Origin of the sequence: Streptomyces sp. NPDC047014 (genome assembly GCF_040644195.1) — a bacterium.
Taxonomy (GTDB): domain Bacteria; phylum Actinomycetota; class Actinomycetes; order Streptomycetales; family Streptomycetaceae; genus Streptomyces.
Genome location: NZ_JBEYVX010000013.1, coordinates 1 through 14787 on the forward strand (window position 1 = coordinate 1; position 14787 = coordinate 14787).

Consider the following 14787-nt stretch of genomic DNA (forward strand, 5'->3'; position numbering starts at 1 on the left):
GGCGCTGCTGTGCGGGTTCGCGCTCCAGGCCATGGGTACGGCGGGCGAGCCGGTGCTGCGCGGGATCGGGCATGTGCAGAAGCTGGTGTTCCGGGGGGCGAGGTGCCCTCGACGGCCGTGTACAGCAGCACGCCGAGCGACCACAGGTCGGACTCGGGGCCCGAGGGCCGGCCCAGCGCCCGTTCCGGCGGCAGGTATTCGGGGGATCCGACGACCTCGCCGGCCATGGTGAGGGCGGTGCTGCCCTCGACGGCGGCGATGCCGAAATCGCTGAGCACCACGCGCCCGTCGTCCGCGATGAGGACATTGGCCGGTTTCACGTCCCGGTGCTCGACGCCCGCGGCGTGCGCGGCGCGCAGCCCGCGCAGGACCTCGGCCCCGACCTGGGCGGCGTACCGGGGGGTGAGCGCGCCCTCACCGCGCAGCAGGTCGGCGAGGGAGCGGCCGCGGATCAGTTCCATGATGATCCAGGGGCGCCCGCCGTCCATGATCACGTCATGGACGGTCACGACATTGCGGTCCGCGATCCGGGCCGCCGCCCACGCCTCGCGTTCCAGCCGGGCGTAGAGCCGGGTCACATCGGCCGGTTCCAGCCCGGCCGGGCCGCGGACCTCCTTGACGGCGACGTCCCGCTGCAAGGTCTCGTCCCGTGCGCACCACACCGTACCCATGCCGCCCTCACCGAGCCGGGACAGCAGGCGGTAGCGGCCCGCGACCAGCCCGCCACCGGCGGGTTCCCACAGCGTGGTCTCCTCGTCGTACATCAGGGCGACTCTCCGTTCCGTTCCTTCACGCGTCGGGCTTCGGCCTTCCGCCACGCACCACACGTGGGCTGAGGCATGCCGGTTCACCGGTGAAGCGAAGAGTTCAAGGAAGTTTTCGGAAAAAATCGAACCCGGTTGAACCGAACCGATCAAGACGACGTGTCAGTGCCGTACGGGGATGGGTTTCGTTCACAAGGAGTGTGCTGTGCCATCGGTCATCGTGGGTCGCACGGGTCCCTTCACGGGGCAGAGCGTGGTGCTGGGCGACGCCCCGCTGACGTTCGGGCGCAAGAGCGACAACGGCGTCGTCATCGTGAGCCCCAGCGCCTCCCGGCTGCACGCCGAGATCGTCGCGGAGGACGCGGGCTTCGTCCTCTACGACCGCGACAGCAGGAACGGCACCTACGTCAACGACCGGCGCGTCGTCCGCCACGCGCTGCGCCCGGACGACCTGGTCCGGATCGGTGACGAGACCTTCCTCTACGAGGCGCAGGACTCGGCGGAGACGGTCGTGGTGAACCTCTCCCAGCTGGACCTGCCGCGCCTGAGCGCCCCCGCCGACCCGGGCGTCCTGCGGGTCACCGTCACGGGCGGCGGCCCGGTGGGCCTCGCCTTCGCGCTCTCCCTCGACGCGATACTGCCCGGCCGGGTGGCGGTCACCGTCCACGACGGACGGTGGACGCGGCGCGGCACCACGGTCGTGTGGAAGGGCGCCGAGCAGGGCAATGTCCGGCGCAAACAGGTCGTGACCGTCCAGAGCCGGCAGTACCTCGCGCTGCCCGAGGAGGTGCGCTCGGCGCTGTTCTCCGACGGCTCCGCCTACTCCGAGATGTGGCCGGTCGGCCCGGACTCCGTGGAGGGCAACCCGCCCCGCAACATCCGGATCGCGGACATCGAGGACCGGCTGCTGGAGCTGGCGAACACCAAGGCGTCGATCCGGCTGGTCCCGAAGCGCTTCGACCCGGAGGAGCAGCGACAGCGGCTCGCCCAGCAGCATGTCCTGGCCGTCTGCGAGGGCGGGCGCTCCCGCACCCGCGAGTACTTCGCGGACCGCTTCGGCGCGGCCGACGCCTCGATCTACTCCCTCGACGGGGAGCACCTCCAGGACATCGTGCTCGGGCTGCGGGTGAAGTCGGCGCTGCCGGACCCGATGAGCGTGCTGCTGACCGTGTCGCAGAACCGTTTCCTGCTGAACTCCCTGCGCGGCGAGGGCTTCCTGAACATGCGGCTCACCCGTGAGGAGGCCCGGAACGTGGTCGGCATCGACCCGGTCCGCCAGGTCTTCGAGGAGTGCGTCGCGGCCCGCCCCTGCCTGATGAGCCGGGAGGAGGACCACGAGTTCCGCTGCCCGACGCACGGCACGCTCTTCCTGCCCGCGCTGCTGCGGAGCTCGCCGCTGTGGAAGGAGATCCGGCAGGGGCTCGCGCTCTTCGGCGTGGCCGAGGAGGACCTGACCGCGATCACCTCGTTCCGGCTGGACATGGTGCAGCGCCCCCGGTTCACCGCCCCGTTGACCCGTCCGACGCCGACGAGCCCGGGGACGTACGGCTTCCTGCTCGGCGACGCGGCCAACGCCATCCACTTCTGGCCGGGCCGCGGCCTCAACAGCGGCCTCGCCTCCGCCACCTCCCTGGCCCGCTCACTCAGCCGGGCCTGGCGGGGCAGACCCCTGCGCGACGCGGATTTCATCCGGCACGAGGCGGCGATGTCCATGCTCCAGTACCGGCACAAGAGCCGGGCGTGGAACGCCATGGTCACCACCGACGAGCAGGGCGTCACCCGCGCCATCCGGGACGTCATCGCCGACAGCGTCCACCGGCCGCGCGGCACCGCGCCGGAGGGCGGGCAGGAGGGCGGGCCGGACGTCGCGCCGGAGGGCGGGCCGTACGAGGGCCAGAGCGGCACCGAGGCGCTGCTGGCCCGGATGACCGCCATCCGTGAACGTCTCGCGCCCCGGCTGCCGGGGACGCCGACGGACGACAAGCTGCGCGCGCACCTCGCGAAGCTCGCCCCGGCCACCGTCCGTACCCTGCTGGAGAGCGGCGCCTGGGACACCCTGATCGTCGGCGGGGAGGAGGCCGACATCGACCTCTTCTACCAGTCGGACTCCCCGGTCTACGTCCCCCGCCCGGAGGACCCCCGCGTCCCCCCGCCGCCGACGACGGGCCCCCCGAACCCGTACGCCGCCCTCGCGTTGTCCTAGTCCTGCTTGATGGCGGAGATGTCGAACTCCAGGACCACCTTGTCCCCGACCAGGACGCCGCCGCCCTCCAGCGCGGCGTTCCAGGTGACGCCGAACTCCTGGCGGGAGATCGTCACCTGGCCCTCCAGCCCGACACGCCGGTTGCCGAAGGGGTCCATGGCGGTGCCCGTGTACTCGAAGTCGATGCTGACGGGGCGGGTGGTGTCCTTGACGGTCAGGTCACCGGTGACGCGGTACTCGGTCTCGGAGACCGGCTCGACCGAGGTGCTGCGGAAGGTGATGTCGGGGTAGGCGGGGGCGTCGAGGAAGTCATTGGTCCGCAGGTGCTGGTCGCGCTGCTCGACGCCGGTGTCGATGCTCTCCGTCTTGATCACCACCTGTGCGGTGGAGCTCGCCGGGTCGGCGCCGTCCAGGTGCGCGGTCCCCTCGAAGCTGTGGAACGCGCCGCGGACCTTGGTCACCATGGCGTGCCGGGCGACGAACCCGATCCGGGTGTGGGCGGGGTCGAGGACGTAGTCCCCGGTCAGGTCGGCGAGGGTGGGGCTCGTGGTCAAGGTGCCTCCGTGGGCCGGGATCCCGGCGACGGCCGCCCGGGATCGTTCCCGCCCCACGCTAGGCCGTGCCCCGCCCCCACCCCCTCCGGACGCACGCACCCACGACGGAGTCCCCCCGAGGGGACCACGCGGCGGGCGGGGGGGCCGCCGGGCCGCACGTGCTCAGCGGCTGACGCGCCACTCGGCCTTCGAGGAGAGGCCCGCGGCGATCCGCGGGTCGCGGACGGCGGAGGTGGTGTCCGTGACGACGACCCACAGCCGGTGTTCGCGCCGGTCCGGCAGCGAGTCCGCCAACTGCGCGACCTCCACCCGGCGGCGGCCCGCAAAACCGGGCCGGAACAGGCCCCTCTGGTAGGAGCCGCCGCCCTCGTACGTGCCGACCGTGCCGCCGTCCGGCGAGGGCTCGCCGAGCCAGTGGGCCCATTTGGCGCCCCGGGCGGCCATGGCGCCGGCCTTGAGCACGGACAGGTTCACGTCGGCGGGCTCGGAGCCCCGGTAGCGTTTTCCGGCGCCGTACGTGTACTCGTCGGCGAGCTTGCCCAGCGAGTGCCCGGTCTCGCAGATCGGCCTCCGGGGCCTTCGCCACGTACGCGTCCGCTTTGGGCCGGTCGATTCTGCCGGGCGTCCGCGTGGAACTTCTCCTGCTCGGCCAGCGCGGTCACGGCGCCGTCCCCCTCCCGCTGGGCCCCGGAGAGCGGTGCGGGGGTACGGGCCTTGCCGGCCGCCGCCACTCCGGCGTGCCCCGACCCGGCCCGGCCACCGTGCTCCGGCCCCGGTATCTCGACCTCGACCCGCCCCGCGCCCGGGGCCGTCCGCCCGGGGCCGGGCCGGCGACGGCTCCGGGGGCGACGGTCAGAGTCGTGGCGACGGCGAGAGCGGCGGTGGCCGTCAGCATGACGGTGCGCGGGGTCGCGGGCATGGGGGCACCTTTCGGCGGGGGGAGGGAGGGGTGCCGGCTGGGCGCGGCGCGCTCAACCCAGGCAGCGCGGCGGAACAGGGTCAACGCCCTACTCGCCCTCAGGAAAAGGGAGTTGCGCGGTCCCCGGGGTGCCGGACGTGCCGGGACCGGCCCCCTGGCCAGGCCCTTCTCGCCGGAGGAGCCGAAGGCCGGTGCGCCGTCGCGGGACTGCCCCTGCGCGCCACTGGCGTCGATGAGCGTTCGGGCGGGCTCCGCGCGGCTTGGATGTCGGGGGCCCCGGGCGTTCCGGGGCCAGCTCCCCCAAGGCCCACACCCCTAGGAGTCGCCATGTCTCGCGCACGTCATGCCCGCCGCCGAAGGATCGGCACCCTCGCGGCCGTCACCGCGGCCTGCGGACTGCTCGCCGCGGGCCAGGCCGCGTCCGCGGCCGTCCCGGGCGGCAACGTCCTGATCAACTGGTCGATACCCGACGCCCCGTCGGACGGCGTGCAGAACCTCACCTTCCCGATCACCGTCAACCCGGCCACCACACACCAGCGCGGCCTCTACTTCGCGCAGATGTTCGCGTACACGGGGAACGGGCTCGTCGGCTACACCGGCCTGCAGCCCCGCCCCGACACGGACGGCCACGAGCAGCTGCGCGGCGTCTTCTCGATCTTCGGGCCCGGCGCCTCCACCACCGACCCGAACTGCTACGACGGGGCGGACGGCGATGACGGCGTCAGCTGCGCCACCGAGTTCGCGGGGGTCTACGGCCACACCTACGACCTGTCCGTCGACCGCACCGGCCCCGACACCTGGAGCGGCACCGCCACCGACACCGTCACCGGCGCGTCCCACCACATCGGCACCTTCACCCTCCCCGGCGGCGGGAACCTCGCCTCCTCCCAGCTCGGGTTCGTGGAGTACTACCTCGGCGTCCCCAGCTGCCGCAAGATGCCCCGTACCGACGTGGTGTTCGGCGCCCCCCGCACCACCGACGCCGACGGCCGGACCGGCACCAGCACGGCCGCCTACGAGTACGGCGCCTGCGTGGGCAAGGCCAGGTACGAGGCCGAGTCCGACGGCCACGGCGGCACCCACGTGACCCGCGGCAACCCCGGCAGCCGGTAGCGGATCCGCGCACACGCGCCGACGGCATGACGCGGCCGCGGGCCTTGGGAGCAAGGACACCGCGGCCGCACTGCCGTGATCTACCGCCGGAAGCCCCGTAGGGCGTCCCGGACCTCACGGCCGTCGAAGGGGACGAACCAGGCGGCCTGCGCGAGTTCGTCCGAGCCCATGGACCGGTCCGCCCGGCGGTCGAGGTCCCGGCCGCCGGTGAAGTCGGCGTGGAAGAGCGCCTCGACCTCGTGGTCCGGGGGCAGCAGGCGGGCGTAGTCGTAGTCGTCCTCGCACACCGGCAGGGTGTGGTGGTCGTCCTCCGCGCAGAGGTCCGCCTGGTGGCCGGGCGCGTCCTGGACGGCCAGGTGGAGGGCCATGCGCTCCGCGGTACAGGTGGGGTTGGGCCGGTTCCCGGCCGCGAGGTCGCCGGCCAGGTCGTCGAAGGCCCGCGCCATCCGGCGCCGCCAGCGGCGCCCGGCCGTCCACGTGAGCGGGGGCAGCCGGTCGAAGACCTCCAGCACCCCGGAGCCGGCCTCCCGTACGAAGCGGTCCCCCAGGTACTTCGCGTCGTCGTACGCCTGGTCCGCGAGGACGACCAGCGCGGTGTGGAGCAGGTCGGCGGTACGGGGCGTGAGCTGCCACGCGCGCTCCTCACCGTCCTCGCCCGCGCCGAGGAGTTCCGCGGAGCTCTGGTACTCCAGGGTCCGGGTCCCGCTGAGCGCGGGATCCCCGGTGAGGGCCATCACGGCGCCGAGCAGGTCACGCGGGTCGTCGTCGGCCCGGTCGGCCGCGGGCAGCGGCTGCCATCCGCGGCCCGCGGCGGCGTGCAGCAGCGCGTCCTCGTCGGTGACGCGGTACTCGTAGGCGTGCGTCACCCGTACGACCCTCCCCCGCGCACCTCTGGGCCGCGGCCGAGCCGGGTCGGCGTACGGCGCGGCGAGGAGGGGCGACCGGCGCTCCCGGTCCAGGGGCGGAAGGGGGTGGACGACCAGGGCCGGGGCGGTGTGCTGGGACTGGTTCATGCTCGCACTGCTCCTCACGGGATGGGTCTGCGCGGATGGGCGGGGAGACGGCCCGACGGGGCGGGGGCGCCGGGCGGGAAGGTGACCTCGGCCAGCTTGACCGGCTGCCCGGAGCCGTCGGCGGGGACCATGTACACGAGGCGCCTGCCCTGTTCCGTGCGGCCGTGAGGGGCGCGGGACGCGGAGAGGGCCCGCCGCCGGAAGGGCGGCCGCCGGGGAGGGCGGCCGCCCGGGGCGGGGGCTAGGAGCCCGTGGCCTTGGTGCGCTTGGCGTGGCAGGTGCCGCTGACCGAGTCGGTGAAGGTGCGGCCGGAGACCTGCTTGAAGGTGAACGCGTAACCGGTGGCGGACAGGTCGAACTGGCCTACTCCGTAGGTGTTGTTGTTGAACACCTCGGACGGACCGGCCGAGGTGCTGCGCTTGCTGTAGAGGGTCCGGCCGCCGGTGCCGAGGACGAAGGACCGTATGCCGTTGGCGGTGTCCTTGGTGCCGTCGGACATCGCGGGCGCGAAGCGCTCGTAGTGGTGGTCGTGGCCCCAGACCGCCACATCGGCCTTGTAGTCGGTCAGCGCCTTCATCAGCGGAGCCGTACCGCCGCTGTCGCCATGGTCGCCGGAGGAGAACCGGGCGTGGTGCCAGTAGGCGATCGTGCAGGGCTTGGTGCTCGCCGCCAGGTCGGCCCGCAGCCACTTCTCCTGCGCGCTGCCCGCCTTCGTGCTGATGTTGGAGTTCAGCGACACCATGTGCCAGTCGCCGACGTCGAAGCTGTAGTAGCCCTTGTCACGGTCGCCGGTGGTGACGCCCTTGCCCTGGTAGTAGTCGAAGTAGCCCTTCGCACCAGAGGTCTTGTACTCGTGGTTGCCCGGCGAGGGGTGCACGATCGAGTTGAACCTGCCCCAGTTCTTGTCGTAGGCCCCCTTGTACTCCGACAGCTTGCCCGACTCGTAGGCGTTGTCGCCCGCCGTGATCACGGCCGCCGGCGCCATGGCGCTCACGAGAGGGGCGGCCTGATTGCAGGCGGAGCCGCAGATGTCACCGACCGCCGCGACCTTGACGGACGCCGCGGCCAGGGATCCCCTGCCCGACTGGTAGGCGTCGATGGAGTACGCGCTGTCGGCCTGGGTGAGCTGCGGCTTCACCGTCACGCAGCCGCCGCTGAACGCCCGGGTGAAGAAGTCCTTGCCCGTCGCGTTCTCGGAGGTGAGCGTGTAGCTGTCACCGGTGGAGCCGGTGAGGGTGACGGTGTCCCCGCCGCGCAGGGTCAGCGCGGCGAAGCGCAGCCGCATCCGGCCCGCCCCGTCCGCGCACACGCGGCGCTCGGCGGCCGGAGTCGCCCGCGCGCCGTCGCCGCTGACCTTCGCGGTACCGAGCGTGGCGCCCGGCTGCGCCAGCTGGGTCACGGTGCTCTCATCGGCCTGGTCGGCCGGGGGCTGGCCCGCGGACGCGCTGTACATGAAGCCACCGCCGATGAGGGCGGCGAGGGAGGTCGCGATCAGCAGGTTCCTGCCGTAGTGGTGCTGCTTCGGTCCGGGTTCGTGCATGACTGCTCCATGGAGGGTGGGGGAAGAAGGGCCCGGCCGGTCCGTCGGCGGCACGCCGGGGATACGGGCGCGGCGGACCGGCCGGGGGCTTGCGGGGGGGGTGGGACGGGCGGTGCGGTCCCGGCCGCCCCGGGCGGGGCGGCGAGGAGCCGCTACGAGCCGCCGGTGTAGAGCAGCCGGTTCGGGGTGTCCTTGCCGACGCCGCGCACCTTGCCGGGGGTCGCGGCGTCGATCAGCGCGCTCTGGACCTCCGCCGGGGTCGCGGCCGGGTGCTTGGCCAGGTACAGGGCCGCGGCCCCCGTGACATGGGGTGCGGCCATCGACGTACCGGACAGCTGACGGCTCGCGGTGTCGCTCCGGTTCCCGGCCGAGGTGACGCCCGTACCGGGGGCGAACAGGTCCGTACAGGGGCCGAAGTTGGAATCCGAACGGCGGCTGTCACCGGACGTGGAGTTGTTGACCACGATCGCGGCGCTGATCCGGCCGGGCGAGTTGTTGCAGGCGTTGGTGTTGCCGTTGCCCGAGGAGACCACCCAGGTGACCCCCGACGCGATGGACCGCTTGATGGCCTCGTCCTCGGCGGAGTTGCCGCCGCCGTTGATGCTCATGTTGACCACCGCGGGCTTCACGGCATTGGCGGTGATCCAGTCCGCCGCGGCGATGATCGCGGAGGTGGAGGCCCGGTCGCGGCAGTCCGTGACACGCACGGACACCAGCTTCGCCCCCTTGGCCACACCGAAGTCCTTGCCTCCCACCGTCCCGGCCACATGCGTGCCGTGTCCGGTGCAGTCCGCGCCGTTGCGGCCGTCCCCGACTTTGTCCACCCCGATGGCGGCCCGGCCCTGGAACTGCTCATGGCTCGTACGCAAACCACTGTCCACCAAGTACACGGTGACATTGGAGGCCGTCTCCGCGGCCGTGTACTTCTTGTCCAGCGGCAGATCACGCTGGTCGATCCGGTCCAGACCCCACGGCGGATCGGCCTGACTCCCCGACACGCTATGCAGTCCGTCCTGCTGTACGTAGGCCACCGCGGGATCGGCGGCCATCTTCGCCGCCTGAGCCTCCGTCATCTCGGCGGCATAGCCCCGCAGAGCCGTACTGAACACGGTGCGCACGGTGCCGCCGTGCGCACGGGCGGTGCGCGTGGCCACGGAGGCCGCCGCCGCGTCCTCGGCACCGCGGACCGCGGAGACGGAGGCGGGTGCCTCCTTGAAGACCACCAGGTAGCGGCCGGGTATCGGCTCGGCGGCGGTCCGTACGCGGCCGTCCGCGGATCCGGCCTCGGCGGGCCCGACGGCGATCGTCACCGCGGTGATGGCGGTCGCACCGGCCACGGCGATGCTCAGCGACCTGTAGGACAGGCGGGGGAAGTGGAAGGACAAAGGAGGCTCCCTTGAGACGGGGAAGAAGTGGAATTGCAGACCCCGGTTGCTCCGGGGAACCACCGGTCTACCGCCCCAAACCCCCGAGCGGTGGCACAGGGAGGCCGGTGGCGCCAAAGGGCGCCCGCGCCCCTCCCACCGCCGCGCCGGGCCGTCTCCGACGCGCCGGAGCCGTCCGTACTGCGCTCACACCCAGGTCCGGCCCGGTGTGCGGGGCGGTTTACACAGGGCGGTCATGGGGCGTGATCGGGCGGTAATGGGGGCTTCCTACCGTCCTCGGCAGAGGGAATGCCGTCGCGACCGCCCGCCTGGGCGGGGGCGGCGGAGGCCGTGGACCGGGGAAAGGGGTTGGAGTGCCGGGCGCGAAGGTGGAGGGCGTACGGACGGTCTGCTCCTACTGCGGGGTCGGCTGCGGCATCGTGCTCGGCATCGGACGGGATCCCGCCAGCGGGCGGCGGGTCGTCACGAAGAGCTCCGGGGACCGGCGGCACCCCAGCAACTTCGGGCGGCTCTGCACCAAGGGCGCGACCAGCGCCGACATGATGGCCGCCGGCGGGCGGGCCACGAGCGCGCTGGTCCGGGCCGCGCGCGGCGCCGCGCCGGAGGAGGCGGACGTGGACGCGGCCGTCGCGGAGGTCGCCGGGCGGCTGCGCGCGATCCTCGATACGCACGGCCCCGACGCGCTGGCCTTCTACGTCTCCGGGCAGATGTCGCTGGAGGCCCAGTACCTGGCCAACAAGCTGGCGAAGGGCTTCGTGCGGACGAGCCGGATCGAGTCCAACTCCCGGCTGTGCATGGCGAGCGCCGGTTCCGGCTACAAGCTCTCGCTGGGCGCGGACGGGCCGCCCGGCTCCTACCAGGACTTCGACCACGCCGACGCCTTCCTCGTCATCGGCTCGAACATGGCCGACTGCCACCCGATCCTCTTCCTGCGGATGATGGACCGGGTGAAGGCGTCCGGGGCGAAGCTGATCGTCGTCGACCCCCGGCGCACCGCCACCGCCGACAAGGCCGATCTGTTCCTCCAGATCAGGCCCGGCACCGATCTGGCGCTGCTCAACGGGCTGCTGCACCTGCTGGTGGCGGACGGGCACACGGACGAGGCGTTCATCGCCGAGTTCACCGACGGCTGGGCGGACATGCCCGCCTTCCTCGCGGACTATCCGCCGGACAGGGTCTCCGGGATCACCGGGATCCCGGAGGACGACATCCGGCGGGCCGCGCGGTGGATCGGTGCGGCGAACGCCTGGATGAGCTGCTGGACGATGGGGCTCAACCAGTCCACCCACGGCACCTGGAACACCAACGCCCTGGTCAACCTGCATCTCGCCACCGGCGCGCTCTGCCGCCCCGGCGCCGGACCCTTCTCGCTCACCGGCCAGCCCAACGCCATGGGCGGCCGCGAGATGGGGTACATGGGCCCCGGCCTGCCCGGACAGCGGTCGGTACTGGTGGACGAGGAGCGGGAGTTCACCGAGCGGCTGTGGGGCGTCGGGGCGGGCACGCTGCGTACGGAGGCGGGGCGCGGCACGGTGGAGATGTTCGAGCAGATGGCCGCCGGGGAGATCAAGGCGTGCTGGATCATCTGCACCAATCCGGTGGCCTCCGTCGCCAACCGCAGGACCGTGATCGCCGGGCTGGAGGCGGCGGAACTGGTGATCACCCAGGACGTGTTCGCCGAGACCGAGACGAACGCCTACGCGGACGTGGTGCTGCCCGCCACGCTGTGGGCGGAGTCCGACGGGGTCATGATCAACTCGGAGCGGAACCTCACCCTCGTCCAGGGCGTGGTCGACCCGCCCGGCCAGGCCCTCCCGGACTGGCAGCTGATCGCCCGCGTCGCCTGCGCGATGGGCTTCGCCGAAGCCTTCACGTACACGAGCGCCGAGGAGGTCTTCGAGGAGCTCAAGCGCGCCTGGAACCCGAAGACCGGCTGGGACCTGCGGGGCATCAGCTACGAGCGGCTGCGCGAGACCCCCGTCCAGTGGCCGGCGGCGTCCGGCGACGGCCCGGACCGCAATCCGGTCCGCTACCTCAACGACGGCATCAGCCAGACCCTGCTGGAGCGCGCGGACGGCAGCCGCCCCCGGCTGGCCTTCCCCACCGCGACCGGCCGTGCCCAGTTCTTCGCGCGCCCGCATCTGCCGGCGGCCGAACTCCCCGACGACGAGCACCCGTTCGTGCTCAACACCGGGCGCCTGCAACACCAGTGGCACACCCTCACCAAGACCGGCAAGGTCGCCAAGCTGGGCAAGCTGAACCCCGGGCCGTTCGTCGAGCTGCACCCCGACGACGCCGCCGCGCTGGGCGCACGGGACGGGGACCCGGTCGAGGTCGCCTCCCGGCGCGGCCGCGCCGTCCTGCCCGCCGTCGTCACCGACCGGGTCCGCCCGGGGAACTGCTTCGCGCCCTTCCACTGGAACGACCTGTTCGGGGAATACCTCAGCGTCAACGCCGTCACCAACGACGCCGTCGACCCGATCTCCTTCCAGCCGGAGTTCAAAGCCTGTGCCGTGGCCCTGCGGGTGGTGGCCGCCGCTCCGGAGCGCGCCGAGGCCGTGGCACCGGGGGCGGCCGAGGACCTGTCCGCCCCTCTCGCCGCACTCAGCGGCATCTTCGGCCTGGCCGATGTCGCCGCCCCCGCCCTGGAGGAGCGGGAGCGGCGCTACCTGGCCGGATTCCTGTCCGGCGTGGCCCTGGCCCCGCCCGGCGGTGTTCCCGTACTGCCGCCGGGCGCGCCCTTCACCCCGGAGGCGGCGCTCTGGGTGGACGGCGTCCTGGCCGGCATGTTCTCCCGTACGAGCAACACGACCGCCCCGGAGGCCCCGGCCGCCCCGGCTCCCGGCGCGGGTGCGGGCGTCCCCGAGGCCCGGAAGCTGGTCGTCCTGTGGGCCTCGCAGACCGGCAACGCCGAGGAGTTCGCCGCCGCGGCGGCTGCCCGCCTCACCGCGACCGGGCGCACCCCGGCCCTGCTCTCCATGGCCGACACCACCCCCGCGCAGCTCACCGCCGACACCGACCTGCTGATCGTGACCAGCACCTTCGGGGACGGCGACAGCCCGGACAACGGCGCCGGCTTCTGGCAGGGGCTCACCGCCGCCGACGCCGCGCGCCTGGACGGCCTGCGCTACGCCGTACTGGCCCTCGGTGACTCGCACTACGAGGACTTCTGCGGCCACGGCCGCCGCCTGGACGAACGCCTCGCGGAACTCGGCGCCGGGCGGCTGCACCCCCGCGTCGACTGCGAGCCCGACTACGAGGAGGCCGCCGGCCAGTGGCTCGACCGGATCGCCACCGCCCTCGCCGCCCCGGGCACCGCCGCCGCCCCGCAGCCGGTGCCGGACGCGGTCGGGGCCCGTACGCCCGCTCCCCCCGGCATCTCGAAAGCCTCCCCGTTCGCGACGCTCCTCGTAGGGAACCGGCTGCTCAGCCTGCCCGGATCGCAGAAGGAGGTACGCCAGTTCGCCTTCGACACACGCGGCGGCGAGCTGGCCTACGAGGCCGGCGACGCCCTCGGGGTCTGGCCGGCCAACGGCTCCCCGCTCGTGGCCGAATGGCTGGCGCTCACCGGCCTCGACCCCGACGAGGACAGTGACGGCGTCCGCCTGGCGGAGGCCCTGCGCACCCGCTTCGACATCTCCCGCATCACCCCGGACCTGTTGAAGTTCGTCGCGGCCCGCACCGGTGACCGGGACCTCCAGCGCCTCCTGCGCCCCGACAACAAGGGCGAGCTGGCGAAGTGGAGCTGGGGCCGCCAGGCCGCCGACGTCATCGGCGCCTTCCCCGTCCGGGCCTCCGCCGCCGAGTGGACCGGCGTACTGAAACGGCTCCAGCCGCGTCTGTACTCCATCTCCTCCAGCCCCCTGGCCCACCCGGGCGAGGTCCGGCTGACGGTGTCCGTCGTCCGCTGGACCAATGACGCGGACCGGGAGCGCAAGGGCGTCTGCTCCACCTACCTGGCGGACTGCGCGGACGACGGGCCCGTACAGGTCTTCGTCCAGCGCTCACCGCACTTCCGCCCGCCCGCCGGCTCCGCCACGCCCATGATCATGGTCGGTCCGGGCACGGGCGTCGCCCCCTTCATCGGCTTCCTGGAGGACCGGCGGGCGAAGGGGCACACCGGCCCGAACTGGCTGTTCTTCGGCGAACAGCGCGAGGCCACCGACTTCTACTACCGCGAGGAGCTGGAGGCTTTCCGCTCCTCCGGCCACCTGGACCGGCTCGATGTGGCCTTCTCCCGCGACCAGCGCAACAAGGTCTACGTACAGGACCGGATGCGCGAGCACGGCCCGCGCCTGTGGCGCTGGCTCCAGGACGGCGCCCACTTCTACGTCTGCGGCGACGCGGGCCGCATGGCGAAGGACGTGGACCGCGCCCTGCACGGGATCGTCGCCGCGCACGGCGGGATGGACGAGGAAGCGGCTGCCGCGTACGTCCGCCGCCTGGCCGCCGACAAGCGCTATGTCCGCGATGTGTACTGAGCCCCACCAGACCCACCAGACCCCTCAGCCCCCACAGACCCGTCAGGCCCGTCAGACCCGTCAGGCCCGTCACCCGGTGGCGTCGTCCTCCTCCTGGTAGGAGTGCCGCCGCCCCGTCCACGGGTCCGCGATGTTGTGGTAGCCGCGCTCCTCCCAGAAGCCGCGCCGGTCCTGCGTCATGTACTCGATCCCGCGCAGCCACTTCGGCCCCTTGTAGCCGTACAGGTGCGGGACCACCAGGCGCAGGGGGAAGCCGTGTTCGGCGGTGAGCGGTTCGCCGTCGTGGTGGGTGGCCATCAGGGTGCGGGGGGAGGTGAAGTCCGCGAGGCGCAGGTTGGCGCTGTAGCCGTACTCGGCCCAGGCCATGACGTGGGTGACGTCCGGGGCGGGCGGCGCGAGCTCCAGGAGCACGGCCGCCGGTACGCCGAAGAACTCATGGCCGGTGGTCGTCGTACCGGAGGCGCAGTGGAGGTCGGTGCGCAGGCTCTCCTTCGGGAGGGCCGTGATCTCCTCGAAGCTCCAGGAGTACTTCTCCCCGCTCGCGGTGGCCCCGAAGACCTGGAGGTTCCAGCGGTCGGCCCGGAACCGGGGCACGGGCCCGTAGTGGGAGACCGGCCATCCCCTGACCGTGCGCTGCCCCGGCGGAAGCGGTTCGTCCTGCTCCACGCGCCTCACCTGCACACCACGGGGTCCACCTCGCACATGCGACCCAGTGTGGCAGATTCACCTGGCGGATGCCCGGCCGCCACTACCACCCCGTGGCCTGCCGCACCGGGCGCGAGGCCGGCGGCCGGACAGCCGTCGGCCCGCGCCCG

At 72.9% G+C, this 14787-nt stretch carries 10 protein-coding genes; 3 read left to right on the forward strand and 7 right to left on the reverse strand.

Annotated elements, in window-relative coordinates; all coding sequences use genetic code 11:
* On the reverse strand, positions 1-764 hold a 764-nt coding region (locus tag ABZ873_RS11075; RefSeq protein ID WP_360868552.1), incomplete at its 3' end, for a serine/threonine-protein kinase.
* Positions 765-969: 205 nt separating this feature from the next.
* Here ABZ873_RS11075 and ABZ873_RS11080 point away from each other — a divergent pair.
* Positions 970-2967, forward strand: coding sequence for an FHA domain-containing protein (locus tag ABZ873_RS11080; RefSeq protein WP_360868555.1), 1998 nt, complete (start codon positions 970-972; stop codon positions 2965-2967).
* Here the strand turns inward: ABZ873_RS11080 and ABZ873_RS11085 are convergent.
* Together ABZ873_RS11085 and ABZ873_RS11090 are read right to left on the reverse strand one after the other, a co-directional pair.
* Entirely contained in the window at positions 2964-3521 is a 558-nt protein-coding gene (locus ABZ873_RS11085; protein WP_360868558.1) for a YceI family protein, read from the reverse strand. The two genes, ABZ873_RS11080 and ABZ873_RS11085, sit on opposite strands and share 4 nt — an antisense overlap.
* Positions 3522-3683: 162 nt before the next feature.
* On the reverse strand, positions 3684-4085 hold the full coding sequence (locus tag ABZ873_RS11090; protein WP_360868817.1) for a M64 family metallopeptidase: 402 nt from the start codon (positions 4083-4085) through the stop codon (positions 3684-3686).
* Between the two features lie 682 nt (positions 4086-4767).
* On the opposite strand from ABZ873_RS11090, the gene ABZ873_RS11095 reads away from it, so the two are divergent.
* A complete protein-coding gene (locus ABZ873_RS11095; protein WP_360868561.1) occupies positions 4768-5553 on the forward strand; it encodes a hypothetical protein in 786 nt (261 codons plus the stop codon).
* A gap of 80 nt (positions 5554-5633) precedes the next feature.
* On the opposite strand, the gene ABZ873_RS11100 is transcribed toward ABZ873_RS11095, so the two are convergent.
* The 3 genes from ABZ873_RS11100 to ABZ873_RS11110 form a co-directional block, all read right to left on the reverse strand.
* A complete protein-coding gene (locus ABZ873_RS11100) occupies positions 5634-6566 on the reverse strand; it encodes a hypothetical protein (protein WP_360868564.1) in 933 nt (310 codons plus the stop codon).
* A gap of 241 nt (positions 6567-6807) precedes the next feature.
* Positions 6808-8106: a metallophosphoesterase gene (locus ABZ873_RS11105; RefSeq protein WP_360868567.1), complete on the reverse strand. Its 1299-nt coding sequence runs from the start codon at positions 8104-8106 to the stop codon at positions 6808-6810.
* 152 nt (positions 8107-8258) lie between these two features.
* Positions 8259-9491, reverse strand: a complete 1233-nt coding sequence (locus ABZ873_RS11110) for a S8 family peptidase (protein WP_360868570.1) — start codon at positions 9489-9491, stop codon at positions 8259-8261.
* 353 nt (positions 9492-9844) lie between these two features.
* Between ABZ873_RS11110 and ABZ873_RS11115 the strand changes: the two genes are divergently transcribed.
* The gene (locus ABZ873_RS11115; protein WP_360868573.1) at positions 9845-13972 is read left to right on the forward strand and encodes a bifunctional nitrate reductase/sulfite reductase flavoprotein subunit alpha; all 4128 of its coding nucleotides are present in this window, start codon (positions 9845-9847) and stop codon (positions 13970-13972) included.
* A gap of 69 nt (positions 13973-14041) precedes the next feature.
* Here the strand turns inward: ABZ873_RS11115 and ABZ873_RS11120 are convergent, their stop codons facing one another.
* Entirely contained in the window at positions 14042-14638 is a 597-nt protein-coding gene (locus ABZ873_RS11120; RefSeq protein ID WP_360868576.1) for a molybdopterin-dependent oxidoreductase, read from the reverse strand.
* Between the last annotated feature and the right edge of the window lie 149 nt (positions 14639-14787).